18 protein-coding genes and 1 tRNA gene are annotated in these 20,999 nt (G+C 40.2%); 9 read left to right on the top strand and 10 right to left on the bottom strand.

Annotation, left to right across the window (positions count from 1 at the left end):
- Positions 1-3 precede the first annotated feature (3 nt).
- The 5 genes from PSF16_RS03220 to PSF16_RS03200 all read right to left on the bottom strand — a co-directional run bounded on the left by PSF16_RS03220 (position 4) and on the right by PSF16_RS03200 (position 5,722).
- Positions 4-486 carry a fimbrial protein gene (locus PSF16_RS03220; RefSeq protein WP_272688755.1) on the bottom strand — a complete coding sequence of 161 codons (483 nt, stop codon included), beginning with the start codon at positions 484-486 and terminating at the stop codon, positions 4-6.
- 34 nt (positions 487-520) lie between these two features.
- Entirely contained in the window at positions 521-1,261 is a 741-nt protein-coding gene (locus PSF16_RS03215) for a fimbria/pilus periplasmic chaperone (protein WP_006662931.1), read from the bottom strand.
- A 22-nt stretch (positions 1,262-1,283) separates the two neighbouring features.
- On the bottom strand, positions 1,284-3,755 hold the full coding sequence (locus PSF16_RS03210; protein WP_272688754.1) for a fimbria/pilus outer membrane usher protein: 2,472 nt from the start codon (positions 3,753-3,755) through the stop codon (positions 1,284-1,286).
- A 152-nt stretch (positions 3,756-3,907) separates the two neighbouring features.
- Positions 3,908-4,474: a fimbrial protein gene (locus tag PSF16_RS03205; protein WP_272688753.1), complete on the bottom strand. Its 567-nt coding sequence runs from the start codon at positions 4,472-4,474 to the stop codon at positions 3,908-3,910.
- A 1,171-nt stretch (positions 4,475-5,645) separates the two neighbouring features.
- Positions 5,646-5,722, bottom strand: a tRNA-Ile gene (locus PSF16_RS03200).
- Between the two features lie 354 nt (positions 5,723-6,076).
- Here PSF16_RS03200 and PSF16_RS03195 point away from each other — a divergent pair.
- Complete coding sequence (locus PSF16_RS03195) at positions 6,077-7,150, top strand: NAD(P)H-dependent amine dehydrogenase family protein (RefSeq protein WP_006659149.1); 1,074 nt, start codon at positions 6,077-6,079, stop codon at positions 7,148-7,150.
- 59 nt (positions 7,151-7,209) lie between these two features.
- Here PSF16_RS03195 and PSF16_RS03190 read toward each other — a convergent pair whose 3' ends face one another.
- The gene (locus tag PSF16_RS03190; protein ID WP_006662929.1) at positions 7,210-7,806 is read right to left on the bottom strand and encodes a GNAT family N-acetyltransferase; all 597 of its coding nucleotides are present in this window, start codon (positions 7,804-7,806) and stop codon (positions 7,210-7,212) included.
- Positions 7,807-8,058: 252 nt separating this feature from the next.
- Here PSF16_RS03190 and PSF16_RS03185 point away from each other — a divergent pair, with 252 nt between their 5' ends.
- Positions 8,059-10,080: an NADPH-dependent 2,4-dienoyl-CoA reductase gene (locus PSF16_RS03185; protein WP_272688752.1), complete on the top strand. Its 2,022-nt coding sequence runs from the start codon at positions 8,059-8,061 to the stop codon at positions 10,078-10,080.
- A 61-nt stretch (positions 10,081-10,141) separates the two neighbouring features.
- On the opposite strand, the gene sstT is transcribed toward PSF16_RS03185, so the two are convergent.
- The 3 genes from sstT to PSF16_RS03170 all read right to left on the bottom strand — a co-directional run bounded on the left by sstT (position 10,142) and on the right by PSF16_RS03170 (position 13,624).
- Entirely contained in the window at positions 10,142-11,398 is a 1,257-nt protein-coding gene (gene sstT, locus PSF16_RS03180; RefSeq protein WP_036959973.1) for a serine/threonine transporter SstT, read from the bottom strand.
- A 282-nt stretch (positions 11,399-11,680) separates the two neighbouring features.
- Positions 11,681-12,550: a hypothetical protein gene (locus PSF16_RS03175; protein WP_230489292.1), complete on the bottom strand. Its 870-nt coding sequence runs from the start codon at positions 12,548-12,550 to the stop codon at positions 11,681-11,683.
- Positions 12,551-12,652: 102 nt separating this feature from the next.
- Complete coding sequence (locus PSF16_RS03170) at positions 12,653-13,624, bottom strand: TerC family protein (RefSeq protein WP_272688751.1); 972 nt, start codon at positions 13,622-13,624, stop codon at positions 12,653-12,655.
- Positions 13,625-14,232: 608 nt separating this feature from the next.
- On the opposite strand from PSF16_RS03170, the gene PSF16_RS03165 reads away from it, so the two are divergent.
- From PSF16_RS03165 to PSF16_RS03145, 5 genes are all read left to right on the top strand, one after another.
- Positions 14,233-14,892, top strand: a complete 660-nt coding sequence (locus PSF16_RS03165; RefSeq protein WP_006659142.1) for a DedA family protein — start codon at positions 14,233-14,235, stop codon at positions 14,890-14,892.
- Positions 14,893-15,054: 162 nt separating this feature from the next.
- On the top strand, positions 15,055-15,360 hold the full coding sequence (locus PSF16_RS03160) for a DUF883 family protein (RefSeq protein ID WP_006659141.1): 306 nt from the start codon (positions 15,055-15,057) through the stop codon (positions 15,358-15,360).
- 9 nt (positions 15,361-15,369) lie between these two features.
- Positions 15,370-15,777 (top strand): phage holin family protein, encoded by a 408-nt coding sequence (locus PSF16_RS03155; RefSeq protein ID WP_006659140.1) that lies wholly within the window; start codon positions 15,370-15,372, stop codon positions 15,775-15,777.
- Positions 15,761-16,066, top strand: coding sequence for a YqjK-like family protein (locus PSF16_RS03150; RefSeq protein WP_272688750.1), 306 nt, complete (start codon positions 15,761-15,763; stop codon positions 16,064-16,066). The genes PSF16_RS03155 and PSF16_RS03150 overlap by 17 nt, the downstream gene beginning before the upstream one ends.
- 263 nt (positions 16,067-16,329) lie before the next feature.
- Positions 16,330-16,725, top strand: coding sequence for a DoxX family protein (locus PSF16_RS03145; protein ID WP_006659138.1), 396 nt, complete (start codon positions 16,330-16,332; stop codon positions 16,723-16,725).
- 338 nt (positions 16,726-17,063) lie between these two features.
- On the opposite strand, the gene PSF16_RS03140 is transcribed toward PSF16_RS03145, so the two are convergent.
- The gene (locus PSF16_RS03140; RefSeq protein WP_006659137.1) at positions 17,064-17,957 is read right to left on the bottom strand and encodes a LysR family transcriptional regulator; all 894 of its coding nucleotides are present in this window, start codon (positions 17,955-17,957) and stop codon (positions 17,064-17,066) included.
- 122 nt (positions 17,958-18,079) lie between these two features.
- Here PSF16_RS03140 and PSF16_RS03135 point away from each other — a divergent pair, with 122 nt between their 5' ends.
- Both PSF16_RS03135 and PSF16_RS03130 read left to right on the top strand, forming a co-directional pair.
- Entirely contained in the window at positions 18,080-18,787 is a 708-nt protein-coding gene (locus PSF16_RS03135) for a pirin family protein (protein ID WP_006659136.1), read from the top strand.
- A gap of 188 nt (positions 18,788-18,975) precedes the next feature.
- The gene (locus PSF16_RS03130; protein WP_006659135.1) at positions 18,976-20,913 is read left to right on the top strand and encodes a BglG family transcription antiterminator; all 1,938 of its coding nucleotides are present in this window, start codon (positions 18,976-18,978) and stop codon (positions 20,911-20,913) included.
- Positions 20,914-20,999: the final 86 nt, after the last annotated feature.

The following is a 20,999-nucleotide window of genomic DNA, read 5'->3' as shown; positions in this document are numbered from 1 at the left end:
ACCTTAATGATATCCTACAGTTAGTATTGCAGCAGTAGAAAACTCACCCCCAATAGGTCTTATCCCATTAGCCAGTGCCAGTTCTGCGGTTAAAGAAGGTAAATATTGGATGTTATCAATCTCATATTGAGAACCGATATTCATTGGCTTGTTATCAATATAAAGTTTGATATTCAAACCCGGTGTATCCGCGACTTTCAGGCTGTTAGAGGTTTCTCCTTTAACGCCTTCAAACACAATGTACAGCTCGTCAAACTGAGCATCACACGTCAGATCATAAGGAACCGTTTCGGTGTATTTGCCTGAGTCAATTTGTCCAATAACAATGTCATCACCAAAATCAACGTAGATATCTTCGTTATTATTCAACACGCATCCACCGGATAAAACATTCACTCTGACCGTTACAAACTTCCCATCCGCAAATGCATTCACCGATAAAAAAAACAGTAAACTAAGACAAAACAAACTCTTAAATTTAAACATTAGATTTACCCGTTTCCATCATTTGCTTATGAGATTATTTGGCATCTTTTGCGTGACACTCTGTCGCAGAACACACAAACGGTAAATCAACCTGACCGCCGTAGTCATTGATATAATTAATTACGGGTGATGAACCTAACTGCTCTGCGGTAATAGCAATCTTTTGCTCGGAAAATGGAGCAATATCTGTTGCCACAAACCCCTTATTTTTCTCAGCCGCTGCATTCTTTTTAATATTATTGAGTACCACGTAATAAGCCGTTGGGTTTTTCGCATAAACCTCACTGCCTTTTTTCACTAACACTAATTTATTCTGCCACGGTGAATTTTTCATTTGTGTGGAATCAACCACTAAAGAGGCTGGTCGATAGAAAAATTTCACTCGAGTTTGCAATGCAATTTGCAATACGTTGGATTTTTTACTGGTAGGTGGAATCTCTCTTAAATTAAAAAAGAACTGACTTTCTCTATCTTGTGGTAATTTCACAACGTCGGGTAAAGCTTCAATACGTAATTGGCTAGTTTGTCCTGCATTAATTCTTTGGATTGGCGGCAAAATAGTAAAATACGACGTTAACTTTTCACCTTTATCATCTTGAAACCAACCTTGAGCTAAATAAGGCAGCTGGGTATTCTTATTACTAACCGTTAATGAAACAGAGTTACTATCACCATTATAAATAATACGCGTTCTGTCCATTGAAATTGCCGAATAAGCATTCGCCGTAACGAAGCAGCCAAGTAATAATACGGATAATTTTTTCATCATAAACATTAGCCTTCTTTTAAGATTTTTATTAATTACATGGTAAGAGCAATTTGTCATAAATATTATGCTCTTCGATATTTTGTGGGAATGTTATTTTACATTCTGAACCTTGCCATGATACTTTCATTTCTTCGCCAGGTCTGATTCCACCAATATAAGCTTCACCTTGGTCCCCAACAATTCCTGTTGTTTTCCCAGAATCATTTTTAATATCGGCAGCAAATGGTGGATAACTACCATCTTGTAATCTCAGCGTTACCATCATTTTTATTCCTGAAATAACGTCAAAGCTACGATAACCAATGGCGCCTTCAGTTAATGTGGTTTGGGTTACTGAATCAGCAATTTCCACATCTTTAGGTAACTTGTTAATATCAACAACTACATCGGTCTTGTAGTAACTGTTAATATCTGGAACAACGACTTTTCCAAAACTGCTTGAGCGTAAGTGCGAGCCATTGTATTTCACCGGAACATCACCTACGCCATTCATATCAACAAATACACGCGTTCCACCTGTTGATGTAACGGGATGCATACTCACACCGTACCCCGTCATCGTCACACCACCTTGAATATTGGCAGACAGCGACATTGAGTTATTGCTCATATAGTTATAACTAGTATTAAAGTCATTCATATTGCCTTTATGGCTATAATAACTACTCAATATTCCGCTATGTCGATTGTTACCCACAGACAGTGATAGATTATCTTTATTTTCAAGGCGTTTATTCATTGTCACTTTATTCGTATTATCATTTTTTCCGTTATACGTTGAATAATTGACATAGGTTCCTGATGCTAATGGAACGGAAAGGCTGACATAAACTCCGTTATCCTGATAACCCTGCATTTTGCTATTAAACATATTGATAGACAGACCGACATTATGAAACATGCTCGTATCAAAATACTTCGAGAAAGTCATGTTATAGCGATAACTATTTGGTCTATTCCAATATGTTTGATGCGTGTAATTTAAATTTATGGAAGAACGCCAATCCGTAAAGTTTTTACTTATCGATGCTGAATACAAACCTTTATTGTGTCCCGCATACGTAATATTGTTTTGGTCATTATAGATGAGAAAATCACTCATCGTCATGAACTCACGATCCATAAAACGATACGCCGATAATTGCAGTTGGCTATTACTGCCTTCAAAGCTTTTATAATAATCAACTTTAAATGCTTTACCTTTTAAAGTCGGTCCGTCAGTCAATGCCGCAATTGAATGATTAAATGAAAATGAAATGGCACCAAATTTAAATAAGTCGCGCCCAACACCGGCAGCAAAAGAATTGAATCGACTACTATTAAGTGCTCCACCAAAAATTGACCAGCCGTTATTTATACCCCATGAAACTTCACTTTGAGCAAAGGCATCGCCCATGACATGTCGATCCATATCCGTGGGTTTACCCGCGCTCACTTTATAACGTACAGAGCCTGGGCGAGATAAAAATGGAATATTTCCCGCGTCCACTTCAAATTCAGAAACACGCCCATCACTCTCTTCAACTCTAACTTGTAATGTACCTGAAATGCCGCTATTTAAATTTTGAATTCTAAACGGACCGGCAGGGACTAAACTTTCATAAATCACCCGACCATCTTGGCTTATTTTAACCACAGCGTTAGTTTCTGCAAAACCAGTGACCTCTGGCGCATAAGAACGTAAGCTTGGTGGCAGCATATTGTCGTCAGAACGTAATGAAACTCCTACAAACTTAAAGCTATCAAATAAATCAGTTTGCAGAAAATCCTCACCGAGCGTTAATTTAGATTTTAAGCTGCGAATGGCCCGATAAGCATAGATATTGGTCCACTTAATATCATGGGTATCATCAGCTCGGCTATTTTGAGTATGGTTATATGAACCTTGCCAAAAACCCCGTAAACGCCAGCTATCAAAATTAGCTCCCACGGCACCTAAACCTGACAAGAAAAAGGTATCACTCGCAGTGTTGCTGCCTAAGCTGCGGTTATATTGTGAAGTCAGATTATAATCAAAAATAATGCCTTTAATGCCATCTTCCCAGCGCGAAGCCGATTCCCAATCATTCGCAGAATATTCTTGGTACGTTTTAGGAATATTAATAATTAATGTTCCAGTAGATAAATTGGGTGTCACTGACATGCCATCTAAACTAGCTATATCTAAACATTCTAAGCCATCAATAGCATTCCAGTGCAATTTACTTTCTGCATTCTGGTTTAAATCAAATTTCTCGACAATTTCATCCGTTAAACAAGCTTGAGATTTATCCTCATAACTCACAACGGTAATTTTTTGTTCAGGAATATAGGCATTATTTATGCTTAGCTTAAAGGGGTAAACACCCGGAACAATATAAAGATCCTGAGAAAAAACGGCCAAGTTAATATTTTCTCTATCTTCTGCATTCAATATATTAATATTGAAATCCACCGCCTCTTCAGCAAAAGAAACTAATGAATTCAACAGTAATAAAGAAGCCGTGATACGCTTTTTCATGACTTTATTTTTTATTAAAATTTAAAAACACGGAACACATAATTTTATTATTGAATTTTTTCATTACAATGCCCTTAAATTTTAATAAATCTTCTAAGCTGAAGTAATGATTAGTCTCATTACTTCAGCTTACCGTTACAATAATTTTTAAATTAGTTGTACGACAATACGAAATCTGTTACTGCTTGGAATTCACCTGCTACAATTTCAACTGGAGCTTCTGGTTTACCTTGGCTTCCTAAACCTTTAATGTAAGCCGCAAATTGCAAAGTGTTTGTTGTGCCTTGTAATTTGTGAATTGATTTAGTTTGCTCATTTAAAACGATTGGCGCATTGTTGCTATCCACGATTTGAATACCTGCACCCGCAGCTGTACCTGTAATAGCTAATAGTGATTTAAGATCATTTGTAGCGGCCGCTCCTGAAAATGTGATGTTCACGGTTTCTTCCGTTTCCAAAGTGCAGTCAATTAATTTAATATCAAACATAACTGGGGATGACTGACCATCTGAAGTACCGCCGTTTTTTAAGACAACATCACCTACTTGACCTAAATCTACTGTTTGATCAACAGAAGATGGGTCAATAGAACAAGGTGCAGTAATAATGCTACCAGTAAATGTTACTTTACCATTACCGTGATTAACTGGCGCTGCATTTGCACCAAAACCAATTAATGTTGTTGCTGCGATAGCCATAAATGTCTTATTGAATTTCATTAGGTACGTCCTCAATCAAATAATAATTTTAAAAAAATAAAATTAGCCTCTGTAATTAAACATTAATCACAATATAAACTTGAATTTCAGAGACAAGGAATAGATAAATATACTTAAGTAAAAACCACTAATATATTTATATATATGGTAATTAAATCTTTTCGCCTTTTGAGCTTTGGTTCACATAAATACTATAATTACACCTAAAAGCTGTAAAGTCGCCATCACCTATTAAAATCAATGGATTTAATAGGCAGTTATTTTTTGATACATTTACTCATATTACGATTATTTCGCACCTAATAAAATCAATAAGTTACAAATAATGTGTCATGAATTCATACTTAACAACATTTCTTTCACATATATCGGACATTACTTTATTGCAATTAGTTACATTTTTAATGTGTATTATAGTTACAAATAAATAAATCACCGCTATTTAGCGTAATAGTTTTTCCATTTTTTATCTTAAATTTATATTTTCAATAAAGAAAAATCCTATTTTTAATTTAACCCCACTCGCTAATACATAGATTTTCGATTAAAAATAAGAGAACAGTCTCATTTTTTATATCTAATGATAATTATTCAATATGTATAAAACACATTCTTTGTCTAATCAGTGTTTTATTTCCTCCTGAATACAAAAAATTAAGCTTATAGCAATGAACATGAGAGATAAGTATTTACTAATATAAGTGATGCGTTTAAGTAAAAATACTATTTGGATAGAAAATGAGGTTAAAACAGCAAGTCACGTTTAACTGAAAATATAAAGTCCCAAATTGATACATTAAACCTTCACGTGAATCATCATCAGTTTTTTATATTTGTCTCAATTTCTTCAGACATTCAAATTTCTTTGGGTGCTCTACTCGCTTAATCGCTCGTAGATCACGAATATTCTTTTACCGATAACGTCCCACGACTTGGCATCGATAAAGCCCATGAACGGGCTAACATATGGGGAAACCAATTCATGCAGATTAAAGATGGAAGATATTTAAATATCGATGCGGGATATGGTAAAAAACATGAAGGGGAGCGATTAATTCAAGAATTCACGGGAAAAACAATTAGTTAAGCGATAATTTGGTTTCAAGATTTTAGATACAAAAAAGCCACTTCTTTCGAAGTGGCTTAATGCGCTGATTTAACAGCTAAAATTTGGTGGCCCCTACTGGACTTGAACCAGTGACCAAGCGATTATGAGTCGCCTGCTCTAACCAACTGAGCTAAGGGGCCAAAGTGGTGCGATTATACGTGCTGTTTTGGTGAAGGTCTAGTATTTCAATTCTATATGGTGAATTTGTATCCAAGGCATAGTATCGCCCTATAATTCAATGCCATGGCATCATCAAAAACTATTATTCCTCTCTTAATTATCGGATTTTATTCTAGGGTTCCATTCTTTATTGGGACATCATTGACGAACAAACCTGCGTGAACAGCTATCCTATAGTAAATAATTGGCGGTAAAGAGTGAGTTTTCGTATTCTCATTTATTGAGCATTATTTATTCAATTGATTGATATAAAACAATAATTTTATACTCTAGATAGAACATGATAATTAAAGATAAATAGAAACAGGGCAACAATGATGAAAAAAGTACGTGCAGTTCAATATGGTTGTGGAAAGATGGGCAAATTTCTCATCCGTTACCTACAAGAACATGATGCTGAAGTTGTGGCGGCTTTTGATATCAATCCAGCCGTGATCGGTAAAGATATTGGCGAAATTGCAGGAACAGCCCTCACAGGCGTAAAAATTCAGCCGCTTAATGAAGCCGATAAAGCACTCGAAACCTTAAAACCTGATGTTGGGATCATTGCGACTCTCAGCACAATGGCAGACTTAGAAGATGCCTTCTCCCTATTTGCTCGCCATGGTGTCAATGCAATCTCAACCGGTGAGGAAGCGCTATATCCGTGGAATTCCTCCCCTGAAATCACACAAAAATTGGATGCTTTAGCCAAAGCGAATAACTGCACCTTAGCCGGTAGTGGCTACCCAGATATGTTCTGGGGTGTGCTCATCGACACGTTAGCTGGCTCTATGCATAAATTGGTGAAAATCAAAGGGTCTAGCTGCTATAACGTGGAAGATTACGGTATCGCACTAGCGAAAGGTCACGGTGCAGGCTTAACCGTCGACGAGTTCAATCAGCAAATTGGTAACTATAACGACCTGCCATACGCAGTTATCGCTGAGAAAATTGAGAGCGGCGAGTATGCGCCACCGTACATGTGGACGCAAAATGGGTGGCTATGTAGCCGCTTGGGGCTGACTATTACCAATCAAACTCAGCGCTGCGTACCGCAAATTGCCAAAGAAGATATCTATTCTGATACCTTAAAAATGACGGTGAAAAAAGGCGATGTTTTAGGGTTATCTGCGCTGGTGATCACTGAAACAGCAGAAGGCGTCACCTTAGAAACGGAATGTATTGGTAAAATTCTAACCGCTGATGAGTGTGACAAAAACAGTTGGCAGCTGATTGGTGAGCCGGATACAGCAATTGAAGTGAATAATCCAGCAACCGTAGAATTAACCTGTGCAAACTTGGTTAACCGTATTCCTGCGCTAATCAACAGCCCTGCGGGTTATACCACTACGGAAAAAATGCCAAATAACGTGTATATGACTAAACCTATGCACGAATATTTGTAATCAACTGATTTAGCTAAACATTAACTATATAGCCCACATTATGTGGGCTATTTTGTGACTTATCGAGGCTTTGTCATCTGCCACTCTAAATGGCGACGTACTGCTGGCCATTCATGATTTAAAATGCTGTAAATGCAGGTATCTCGCAATTCGCCAGTACGTGTCAGCATATGGCTACGTAAAATTCCATCGAGTTTTGCGCCTAAACGCTCAATCGCTTTACGGCTTTGATGATTTAAAAAGTGCGTTCTTAACTCCACCGCAACACAGTCTAATTCTTCAAATGCATGTTTTAATAACAGATACTTAGCTTCTGTGTTAATCGGAGTACGCTGCGCTTCGGCCCCATACCACGTCGCCCCAATTTCAACACGTCGTACGCTTTGGTCGATCCGCATATAAGAGGTCATTCCAACCGCCCTGCCTGTGCGCTTATCGATAATGGCAAATGGCACCATCTCTTTCTGGTCGAAACGCGCTAAACGACCATCGACATCTTTCGCCACATTTTCCGGCTCAGGTACCGAGGTATACCACAGGTGATGCAGCTTATCTCGTTCAATAATGTCTGCATAAATCGCATCATGCTGATGAGTCAGCAACTCTAATCGCACATGGTTGCCTTCTAAGGTCACAGCTTGGCAAATCTCTTTCATCGACGTATTTCCTGAATAACTCAGTTGTGTGAAGTCAAAGCCCATCAAATTATGATGATAACAGTCTGTTGTTGTAATCCTTTTTTATGACAGAAAAATAAACCAAAAGAAATAGTCCTGTGAATTTATTAATTCCTACGTAAAACATATGATAAAAATCACAATTTTTTAACATTATTTTTAATTCAATTGCCCATTAGGCTACAGTTAACTCATCTGACCTGTTATTGACAGCCCCAAATGGGAGCCATTATGAGCAATTTTCCACATCTTTTTACCCCACTTGATTTGGGGCATACCATACTTAAAAACCGCATTTTGATGGGTTCAATGCACACCGGCTTAGAAGAACATCCTCAAGGAAGCCAACGTCTTGCCCATTTTTATCGCCTGCGTGCAGAAAATGGCGTGAGTCTCATTATCACCGGAGGGATTGCCCCGAATCCTGAAGGTGTTTTGGCGCCTCACGGTGCCATTTTAAACCACCAAGACCAACTGCCTTTTCATCAGCAAATCACCGAAGCAGTACATCAAGCTGATGGAAAAATCGCCTTACAAATTTTGCATGCGGGTCGCTATGCTATGCATCCTGCATTAGTGGCTCCTAGTCCAATTAAATCAGAAATTACCCCCTTTCCGCCTCGCGAATTAAGTCGCGATGAAATACAGAAAACCATAGATGATTTCGTGAATACCGCAAAACTGGCTCAGCAGGCAGGCTATGATGGTGTCGAAGTGATGGGTTCCGAAGGGTATCTTATCAACCAATTTATTACATCGCGTACCAATCACAGAACCGATGAATGGGGCGGTAGCTATCAAAATCGGATTCGTTTCCCCATTGAAATAGTTAAGCGCATTCGCCAGACCGTTGGAGAAAAATTCATCATTATCTACCGGCTATCGATGCTAGATCTTGTGGAGGGAGGTTCTACGTGGGATGAAATAGAGCAACTTGCAAAAGAGATAGAAAATGCAGGTGCCACGATGATCAATACCGGGATAGGCTGGCATGAAGCACGCGTGCCAACCATTGCCACGTTGGTGCCCCGCAAAGCATTCAGTTGGGTGACTGAAAAATTAATGGGCAAAGTAAATATCCCCCTCATCACGACCAATCGTATCAATGACCCCTTTGTCGCAGAGCAAATTATTGCTAGCGGCCAAGCTGATATGGTGTCGATGGCTCGTCCTTTTCTTGCTGATGAAGCCTTTGTTTCAAAAGCTCAAGAAGGTCGAGCTGATGAGATAAACACCTGTATTGGTTGCAACCAAGCCTGTCTCGACCAAATTTTTAATGGGAAATTAGCCGGATGCTTAGTCAATCCACAAGCCGTGCGAGAGATGGATTATCCCAATGAATTAGCTGACAAACCCAAAAAAGTGGCGATTGTGGGAGCAGGTCCTGCGGGGCTGTCTTGCGCCATTTATGCCGCGAAACGCGGTCATCAAGTCACGCTATTTGAGCGTAGCAACCAAATTGGCGGACAATTTAATCTTGCTAAACAGATTCCAGGCAAAGAAGAGTTTTACGAAACCTTGCGGTATTTTTCACGCCAATTACAACGGCTCAATGTTGATGTTCGATTAGAACAGCTTGCTCAAGCAAATGATTTAATCAAATTTGATGAAGTTATCATTGCAACAGGCGTTGTCCCTCGTGCTATTCATCTCGCGGGAGCCGACCACCGCAAAGTCATGTCGTATATCGATGCCTTAAAACAGCTCGATAGTGTTGGTAAAAACGTCGCGATTATTGGTGCGGGTGGTATTGGATTTGATGTGGCAGAGCTGCTTACCCAACAAGGGATCAGCAGCAGTTTAGACGACGATAAATTCAATCATGAATGGAATATTGATACATCTATCACAACCCGAGGTGGCGTTTTCTCACCCAAAAAACAGCTTGAACCCACACCTCGACACCTCTATTTATTACAGCGAAAAAATAGCAAAGTCGGCGCTGGTCTTGGAAAAACGACGGGTTGGGTACATCGTTTATCATTAATGAAACGTGGCGTTGAAATGTTCAATGGCGTGGAATATATGAATGTCGATGATGATGGGCTACACATTCGTTATCAAGATGAAAACTTATGTCTTGCCGTTGATAATATCATCTTATGCGCGGGACAAGAGCCGTATCGCCCATTGAAGCAACAGCTGGAAGAAATTGGGATACACCCCTATGTGATTGGGGGTGCGGATGTGGCAGCAGAATTAGATGCACGCCGAGCCATAGAGCAAGGCATGAAAGTTGCTTATCAGCTGTAAATTATCTCTCACATAAAAAACCCGCTAAATCAGCGGGTTTTCGTTTTAATCGACAACAAACTTAATCTTGAGTTTGGGATAACTCAGCGTCGTCCTGCGCCAGTCTATCATCTTCCGATAAACACACTGCCGCAGTGAATAACACGTCAGTTGAGGAATTCAATGCGGTTTCTGCGGAATCTTGCAGAACACCAATCATCACACCCACGGCAACCACTTGCATCGCCACTTCATTAGAAATACCAAACATATTACACGCCAGCGGGATCAGCAGTAATGACCCACCCGCAACACCTGATGCTCCACACGCACACACCGCAGCCACCACACTTAATAACAGCGCAGTAGGAATATCAACAGGAATGCCCAGTGTATGTACAGCGGCCAGCGTCAACACCGTAATAGTAACCGCTGCGCCACCCATGTTAATTGTTGCCCCTAATGGGATAGAGACAGAATACGTATCTTCATGCAAATTCATTCGGCGGCACATGCCCATATTCACAGGGATGTTCGCTGCGGAACTACGGGTAAAGAACGCCGTCACGCCACTTTCACGTAAACAAGCAAAGACTAATGGATATGGGTTACGTCTGATTTTCCAATAAACAATCAATGGGTTAACCACTAATGCCACGATAATCATACAGCCCAGTAATACTGCGAGTACGTGGAAATAGCCTTTTAACGTTTCAAAACCTGTGGTGGCGATAGTTGAAGACACTAAGCCGAAAATACCTAATGGCGCTAAACGAATAACCACACGAACCAGTTGAGTCACGCTTAAAGAGAAGTCGTGGATCATCGTTTTGGTCGATTCATTCGCATGACGCAGTGCAATACCTAAACCAATCGCCCATGCTAAGATGCCGATATAGTTACCTTTGATTAATGCATCAACGGGGTTAGCAAAGATATTAATTAATAACCCCTTTAAAACTTCAGCAATGTTCCCCGGAGGAGTCAGTTGAGTGTCCCCCATCGCTAAAATCAAGTTTGATGGGAACATGAACGAACCGATTACCGCAACAACCGCCGCGAAAAAAGTTCCTAAAATATACAGCACGAGAATAGGACGAATACTGGTTTTTTGCCCTTGGCGATGGTTAGCTATCGATGCCATGACTAACACCCAAACCAACACCGGTGCAACCGCTTTTAATGCGCTCACGAACAAGTCACCCAATAAGCCAACATTTTTTGCTGCGGATGGCCATAACCATGCCAATAAGATACCCGCAATCAAGCCCACTAGGATTTGTTTGACCAAACTACCTTGACTAATTACTCGCCATAACCCTGTTTTATTTGTATCCATAATAGACCTTTATGATTTATCTTTTTTAGGAATTAAATGTGTTTGCCGAGCCAGTATAAGGAATATTAATCTCCTGAAAAGGCTATTATTCAAAATATACACAATGATTGAGCATGATTAACATTAATTTTACATATCTGTGATCACAATAGAATTTTGTTTCTTATAGTAAACACAGAGCATTAAAAATGATTTAGTCTTTTCAGTCAGTTAAAATAAAAAAACACCTTAGAGGCTCTCTAAGGTGTTTTCCTAAATTTCATAAAATCTTACTAATAAGATTTAACCTTTGGTCAAATAGTCACCAAAATAATGCACTGCTTTTTCTTCATCTATTTTCAAACTGCCTTTCCATCCCGCCCAAGGCATCTCCATATCAGAACGCCCTTTTGTATTATTAAGCTGATTTTCTGCGCCAGTAATATCACCGAAGTCATGCCAACTATCGAGAGACAGTGAAATAAAAGTATTAGGAATAACGCCAATCAATGCGAGTGAATGTAATATACCTCGCAATGTATATTTATCGCCTTTAACTATTTTTGCCTGAGATAAACGCTTTTCAAATTTCCCAGGAGTCTCATCTTCAGGTGCATTACGTAAGAAATCTAACAGCTGGTTAAAGACTTTCTTATCGTCATCGGTGGGTTTAATCGCCTCTATCTTCATTAAATGTCGGAGATTTAAATACGCATAGCTCGGATTTCCTGTATAGGAATTTCCGTAATATAAACAGTATTGGAAGTAGCTATCATTAATATAAATACGTTTGTTATAGCCACTACAGATCCAGCAACACGCATATTGCGGTTTTTCTACATATACGTGATCCGGTAAAGCGTTCAGTTTATGGTAAGCACCTAAAACTGAACGTCCTCGCAAATAACTTCCGCCCACACCCGCGACAAAAGCATCCAAGCAACGTTGGCGAGTCAGTACACTTACTTGCTTTAGGCTGTGCAGCTTATTAACCATATCTTGATGGTCTGCAAACTCTTCAATTGTATTAGCTTGCCACTGAAAATCCTCTAATACATTACGCTCTTTATCAGATAAACAATCTACCGAATAAATAGAAACGGCTCGTTCTCCGTCATATTGGCTATTTTCATATTTATAGAGTTTCCGCAAAACCCGCATGATTTGCTGCACAGAGCATCCTTTTATTCGTTGAACAATCAATAAATCATTAGATATAAAAAAGCTCCCAAAGTCATGGCTAACTTATGGGAGCTTTTCAATTTAAGAAAAAGATTATTCGTTAATTAGTTTTTTCGCTTCATTGCGCTTATTCACAATAGTATTAATCACTAAAGTCAGAACTAAAATCGCAGCAACGGCACCTAACGAAACCGCAGTTGGGATATGGAAAATATCCATCAACAGCATTTTCACACCGATAAAGCTTAAAATCACAGCCAAACCATACTTCAGCATTGAGAACTTCTCAGCAACGCCAGCTAATAAGAAGTACATGGCGCGTAACCCTAGAATCGCAAACAGGTTAGAGGTTAATACGATAAACGGGTCAGTGGTCACAGCAAAGATAGCGGGAATACTGTCTACCGCAAAGATAACATCGCTGATTTCCACTAAGATCAGAACCAAAATTAATGGTGTAGCAAATAGTAATCCATTCTTTTTAATAAAGAACTTTTCACCATGCAGCTCATCAGTCATACGTAAATGTGAACGTACCCATTTTACTAACGGTTTTTCATTTATGGGTGAATCATCTTCTTTAGCGAACGCCATTTTGATTCCCGTAAACAGCAAGAATGCGCCGAAAACATACAGGATCCAACTAAATTGAGTGACTAACCAGCTACCCGCAAAAATCATAATGGTACGTAAAACGATAGCCCCAAGCACACCATAAACTAGCACACGACGCTGTAAGTTTGCTGGAATAGCAAAGTAACCAAATAGCATTAACCAGACAAACACGTTATCAACAGCAAGCGCTTTTTCTAAGAGATAACCCGTGAGGAATGCCATAGTTTGCGTGTTAGCGACTTCAGGTCCAACGGTATCATTAAAGTACCACCAGAGACCGCCCGCAAAAATCAGTGATAGCGTAACCCACAAGATGCTCCAGCCCGCAGCTTGTTTCATCGACATCGCCTGACCTTTATGTTTTCCTTGCCAAAACATATCGATGAGTAACATCACGAGTATCATGACAGCAAAGCTGCCCCATAAAACTGGATTACCGACAGAGTTCATTTAGATTCCTTAAAAACAAAAAACGACTGATATCCAGAAGACATCAGCCGCTTAAACTGTTTTCACCTTATGTTATCACTACACGGTTGTAAACAATGAGCAAACCTCGCCTTCTGGCAAGGTCTCACTTACAACACAGATAACCTAAGATAAGGAAATTGTGGTGCTCGGTTACCGGGTGCAATGTGTGCACCGTAATGACGATAATCCGACAGAAGAAGTTACTCCCCTTTGCTATGCGCCTACAATAAGGTAATTAGTCTTAAAAAGCAATGATTAGCTATCAATATGTTCGTGAGATTTTTTATTCACTAAACGTAAATTTACTGCCAAATAATGAGGTTTGAGCGCCACATCCAGCGCCATTCACGCTTTTAATGAAGCGAAACAGCGCATCACAGAGATACGTAAATGTAAAAATCAGCCGTAATTTAAATAAATCCTAAAAATAAGCTCAAAATTTACTGTTTAGTTATTTTCTGTTTTGTTAAAGTGGACGGGTTTTACACTAACAGCCCGAAGAAACAGCGTTTTCCTTCCGGCATTTACTTAATCCATTTCTGCCCAACAACATGTTTGTTGCTGTTATTGCCGTTTAGGAAACATTAATGGAATTAGTTAGAGAACTTTTTTTCGCCCTTTGGCATCAAGATTACGAAACCTTATCCAACCCATCGTTGATATGGTCCATTTATTTCATGCTGTTCATGATCCTTTTATTGGAGAACGGCGTGCTTCCTGCTGCATTCTTACCTGGTGATAGCTTACTGATCCTTGTTGGTGTCCTCATCGCAAAAGATGCGCTTAGCTATCCGTTAACGTTAGTCATTTTAACCGCTGGAGCCAGTATTGGTTGCTGGGTGGGTTATATTCAAGGGCGTTGGCTGGGTAACACTGCAATTGTCAAAGGTTGGTTATCACACCTTCCCGAACACTATCACCAACGGGCTCATGGGTTATTCCATCGCCATGGCTTAGCCGCCTTACTGATTGGTCGATTTCTTGCATTTGTTCGAACCCTATTACCCACCATTGCAGGTCTTGCAGGCTTGCAAAACGGGCGTTTTCAAGTGTTCAACTGGTTGAGTGGATTCCTCTGGGTATTTATTTTAACCGCTATCGGCTATGGATTCGGTAAAAGCCCTATTTTCCAGCAATACGAGCATCAAATTATGAACGTTCTGATGCTAATTCCTGTTGGTCTACTCATTTTGGGTCTTATCGGTAGCATCGGTGTTGTCATTAAGAAAAAATTTACGCGTAAATAGATAACTGTTTCTCAATTAAATCAATAGCGGGAGTAACTCACTATTCCCGCTTCTCGCCTTTATCAATTCTCAATCTATTCTAATTAGTGATTGCACTTAAGCTAAAAAAAGCTATTGTAGTAGTATTCAAACGATCTTTTTCTATTGATAGGAGGTTCTACTATGTCATCCAATCATTCTTCTGAAGATCTACGTGCTGAACTTAAATCACTCGCAGACTCTCTCGAATCCATTCTGAATAGTACTCAAGATAAATCAAAAGAAGAGATTGAAAGTTTAAAGGCTAAAGCCCGTGAAGCTCTCTCCTCTTCAAAAGCAAAACTTGGTCAAGCAAGTGATAAAATCACTGAGCAAACCAAAGAAATTGCAGGTCAAGCTGATTGCTATGTACGTGAAAATCCATGGAAAAGTGTAGGCATTGGCGCAGCAGTCGGTGTGGTTTTAGGCATGCTGCTCACGAAACGCTAATCACCGCTTATGGAACAATCACCACGTCAAGGACCCGCTAAGCGGGTTCTAGATTCACTGCAAAGAATTACGGGTATCGCCGTGAATATGGTAGAAACCCGTATTCAACTTATTGCGGTGGAATTAGAAGAAGAGAAACTCAACCTTGTTCAATTATTATTATTAGCAGGGCTGACTCTCTTGTTTTCTGCATTTGGTCTGATGTGCCTTATTGGGCTTATCTTCTGGTCTGTTGATCCCATTTATCGTTATCAAGCTTTCGCGATCACCACCGGTACTTTGATTTTACTTGCTATTATTTTTGCTATTTGGACATTAAAAAAAGCGAAACAATCCACACTATTAACTGCAACACGTGAACAGCTTCGTAATGATGCCAAAGCACTTGCAGGAACAGATAATGATGAGCAAAAGTAAACGCCTATTACTTGCAGAGAGAAAACAACGTTTAGTTGCTGATATCGAGCAGCAACGCATTATGCTATCCGCCAGCAAAGAAGAGTGGCTACAAGCGACTGCCCCTTATGACCGAGCATGGCAAACCATCATGACCTTTCGCCCAATCTTTATTGCCGCGACGGGTCTTATCTCTATATTGACGTTAAAACACCCCAACCGATTTATTTCCCTCAGTAAGAAAGCGATTGCAGCATGGGGCTTAGTCCGCACGCTGAGAAATAGCCTAAATAGCGCCAATCAAAAGTAACCTATCTCACTAAGATAAAAATAGTCTTTACCCGTCAATTAGATAGATAAGCCCTCCCTTTTTCATTTTTTTTCACACCCAATTACACATATTCAATTTTTTTGTCTATCTTTGTTAATAAGCTTAGCTTTTTATTGAATGAGCTAAGTAATAAGATACGCACATCAAAGATTTCTAGCCTTTTCGTGCTGAAACTTAGCTTACAACGCGATAGACATCGCACTTTATTTATATTTAATGACCGTTTTATCTGGAGAGACTCAATGAAAAATTTAGAAAGTGGAGCTATTTTATTAGCACGTATTATGATGCCAGTTCTGTTTATCGTCGCAGGTTACGGTAAATTAGGTGGTGCTTATGAAGGCACTCAGCAATATATGCAAGCCATGGGCGTCCCAGGCTTTTTACTGCCATTGACTATTTTACTTGAGTTAGGTGGTGGCTTAGCGGTGTTATTTGGTCTGTTAACACGTACAACCGCTATTTTTACAGCAGTATTCACATTCTTAACTGCGATGCTGTTCCATACGAATTTCAGCGTTGAGCCAAACAGCTTAATGTTCATGAAAAATATGACCATTGCAGGTGGCTACATTCTGTTGGCTGTTACTGGTCCAGGTAAATTCAGTATCGACCATTTATTAAATAAAAAATGGTAATTAGACCCAACTTCCTCGCCTATACCTACCTATAGGCAGGGAGTCAGCAGTATCTTTATGTCAGAAGTACCCTCAAGTCCAACATCCTTATCCATAAGTTAAATGCCTTTGCACCTCTTGTCCGAGGTGCTTTTTTTTGCTTTTATCTCTACTTTCTTATTTATTCTCTTTTTCGCTTTTCGCTTAAAAAAAGAATTCAAAAATAGGTCACGAGTGATCTCTAAATAATTCGAGTTGTAGCAAGGCGGCAAGTGAAGTTATCCCTAGGAGCATACATAAGTATGTAACTAGGGTAACTTTATGAAGCCAACACAGCTACAGCTTGAAGTATGACGAGATCAAGATCTAAATAATTTGGGAATTTCTCGGAGGCACCACGACTTAGCCTCCCCCATGCTATCGCGTCGCCACGCCATAATCATATTCGACTCATGACTAAATTCTGCCGCTACAACTTTCAGGCGCCCTTCCTTAATATCTTGCTCCACCAGCGGATATGGCATTGTTGCCACCCCTAGTCCTGCAATCAGCGCTTTACGTTTGTCTTCAATGCTCGATACCGTCAACCGTTGTTGTTTATCTAGCAATTGCACTGTGATCACCGGACGTTCGCGCGCCGTATCTGCCACCGCTATTCCACGGTATTTCACTCGAGTGGTTTCAGACAATGGCTCTGGCTCTTTATGAATCGGATGCGAAGGGCTCGCGACATAAATATGATTCAGGGTATATAACACTTTGGAGTTAATTTCCGAGGATGAGCGGAAATGCATATCGGGGGCAATCACAATATCCGCACGCCCAGATTCGAGCCGCTCCCATGCCCCGGCTAATACCTCCGTGATTAAAGAGAGCTGAGTGTCGGATTTTTCAGCCAGTTTATCGACCAATGGAAATAGCGATTCAGCTGGAACCAGCGCTTCACACACAATGGTCAGATGCGTTTCCCAACCTTTCGCTAATGCCTCTGCATCGGATGTCAGTTTATCTGCTGCTTCAAGTAACACTCGACCACGCTCTAATAGCATGCGCCCGACATTGGTAAACTTTGTTCGATGTCCTGAACGGTCAAACAAAATGACATCCAGTTCCTCTTCTAACTTCTGCATGGTATAGCTTAATGCTGAAGGCACACGACCTAATTCCTCTGCCGCTGCTGCGAAACTGCCACGCCGATCGATTGCATCCATCACCCTTAACGACTCAAGTGTTAATGCTCTCTCTTTGCTCATGATGTATCTCTTTCAGGAAATTTGAATAATGGAAACAGATTAACTGGCTAACAATTCAACGTCCAGATATTTATTATAACAATATATTACTGGCTATATATTTTGAGTGAGGGTTAACCATTATGATGAATTTGAGATCAGTTAACCATTGTGGGAAAGCAGACTACGGTTGGTTACAAGCTCGCTATACCTTTTCGTTTGGACACTATTTTGATCCAGACTTAATGGGATTCAAAACGTTGAAAGTGCTAAATCAAGAAGTGCTTGCGCCCAATAGCGCGTTTCAACCAAGAGTTTATCCTCACGTTGATATTGTGAATATTATCCTGCAAGGACAAGCTGAATACCGTGATAATTTAGGCAACACCGTCAGCGCAAAAGCGGGAGAATGTGTGAGTTTCTCTCCTCGCCCTGACCTCAGTTACAGTGAGCATAATATCAGTGAGACGACGCCATTAACACGGCTTCAACTGTGGTTAAATGCCTGTCCTCAGCAGGAATCTATGCCACCACAAAAATTGATGTTAGCGGAGAAAGATTCCAAACTGATTGCTTCACCAGAGGGAGATGAAGATAGCTTACAGCTTCGCCAAAAAATTTGGATAAGCCAGATTTATCTTGAACCTCATGAATCAAAAACTATCCTATTACGGGGTAAAAACGCCTATTTGCAATCTATTCATGGCGGTTTACTGGTAAAAGGAAAAGAGGGGCAATCTCTTTCGATGAATTGCAATGATGGGCTGTTTATTCAGGATGAAAATATTCTGACCTTTACCGCTGAGAAACCATTTAGAGGTTTATTGATCGACTTGGGAGAGTCCCTTTAAGGAATTTTTAGGCAGGAAAAAAAGAGTTTATGACTAAAATGGTCCAAAATTTGCGAATAGATTCGCAAAATTCATCATTTATATTTCCGCTATCCTAATACCACTGTGATAGAGTCCAGCCATAAGAGAGTTAAAAGACCATCCGTTTTCTAACTCCGAACTTTATTTTTGATTTTAAAGGGGTTCTTGTGGCTTTGTTCATTTTGCAGCGACACAATCAAATTTTCTCTCGGATCCTCAATGAGGTTGTCCCTCAAGATGAATTAGCGAAAAACTTTTCGGTTTCTACACGAACCATTCGTTCTGATATCAATGAAATCAACGAATTAATTAAAGATTATAGTGCCCATATTGTGTATGAGCGCGGTCGTGGCTATCAATTAAAAATCGAAAATGCAGAGGCTTTTGCCGCCTTTACCAAGCAAAATGATAAACATGGTCAGATCCCCCGTACGAGCAAAGAGCGCATTGATGCGCTCTTACTCAAGCTCTTAATGCTATCACTCCCCGTCAAGCTCGATGATATCGCGGAAGAGTGGTTTGTCAGCCGCAGCACTATCCAACAAGATATGGGCGCAGTAAGAGAGCATCTTCACCGCTATCAGGTTCAACTGGAAAGTATTCCACACCAAGGAATTCGTCTCAATGGAAGTGAGTGGGCAATTAGGGCCTGCATGACTGAAGCATTATGGCGGCAATTCAGCGAACAAATCACCCCCGACCTCGCGACCTTCTATCCTGAAAGTCTTGATAATCTGGATTTAACCTACATTAATAAAGTGGTTCATAACAGTTTGAATCGCTTTGATATCCGCATCAGCAATGAGGGTCATCTTTACCTTGTCTTTAACTGTGCAGTGACTATTTTGCGCATTACCCGAGGTCATGAACTCAATAGCAGCGTGAAAAATGAAGAATCCGAAGAGGTCATCAACCAAGCCTGCGATGAAATTTCCAAAGGGCTGATTTATTTTCTGGGTAATGATTTATCTTCCGCTGAGCTGAGTTTTTTACATGATCAAATTATCGCGCAGCGCATCAGTAACCAACATACATCTTCGCAGAAACACAGCCAGCACAACGAACTATCTGAGTATATTTTAAATTATATCAATGACTTGTATAACTACGATCTGCGTAATGATGAAAAGCTGAAAAAAGATTTAAATACCCACCTTGCCGCCTTAATTACTCGGCTCCAATACCATATATCTACCCCAAATCCGCTCCTGTCAGATATCAAGCAGTATTATCCGTTTGCCTATGATGTCACGTTGAGTGCGTTAACCAGTGCAAGCAAACAGTTGCTTCCACACCCAATCAATGAAGATGAGTTGGGCTACTTGGCGGTGCATATCGGCGTTAGTCTTGAACGCAATTATGGGGCAGGATCTGCACGCCAAACGGAAGTGCTCGTAGTGACCGATGCGGGTAACTCCACATTTCGTGTCGTGGAATCTAAAATCATGCGGGAATTTCCGCAGCTGAAATTTAGCCGTGGACTCACCTTGCAAGAGTACGAATCTCTGGATGAGATAACGGAAGACTTTGTGATCACCACCGTACGGATTTCCGAGAAAAATAAACCCGTTATTAAAATTGCGCCATTCCCGACACCTTACCAGCTTGAACAAGTGGGCCGCTTAGCGATGGTGGATCAGACCCGTCCCTATATTATTGAGCGCTTCTTCGATGAACGTTTCTTTATGGTTATCAATGAAAAAATTAGCCAAGAAGAGTTATTCCAAACGGTCTGCCATAAATTACAACAAGACGGCTATGTCACTGCCGATTTTTATCCGTCATTGCAGGAGCGAGAATCCATTGTCTCTACGCTACTCGGTGAAGGCATTGCGCTACCTCACTCTTTAGGGTTACTTGCCAATAAAACGGTTGTGACAACCATCCTTGCCCCAAAAGGCATCGAGTGGAACAAAGAAACCAAAGAAAACGCCTATGTCATTTTCTTACTGGCAATCAGTAAAACGGACTATGAAGAAGCCATGGCAATTTATGACCTATTTGTTACTTTCGTCAAAGAAAAAACAACACGACGCCTCATTAATGTTAAAAACTTCAATGAGTTCCAAGCGATAGCCAAAGACAGCCTGGCTCGAATTGTGTGATTTCAATGAGTTTCCACTTCCTTGCGGAAAAAGGGAAGTGGGCACTGTTTACGTGATCCTAACCACAACTCCATCAAATGATTTTT

This window comes from Providencia sp. PROV033, from assembly GCF_028484855.1.
GTDB classification, from domain to species: domain Bacteria; phylum Pseudomonadota; class Gammaproteobacteria; order Enterobacterales; family Enterobacteriaceae; genus Providencia; species Providencia alcalifaciens.
Note: the sequence above shows the minus strand (reverse complement) of the source record. Positions and strands in the feature narration are given on the sequence as shown.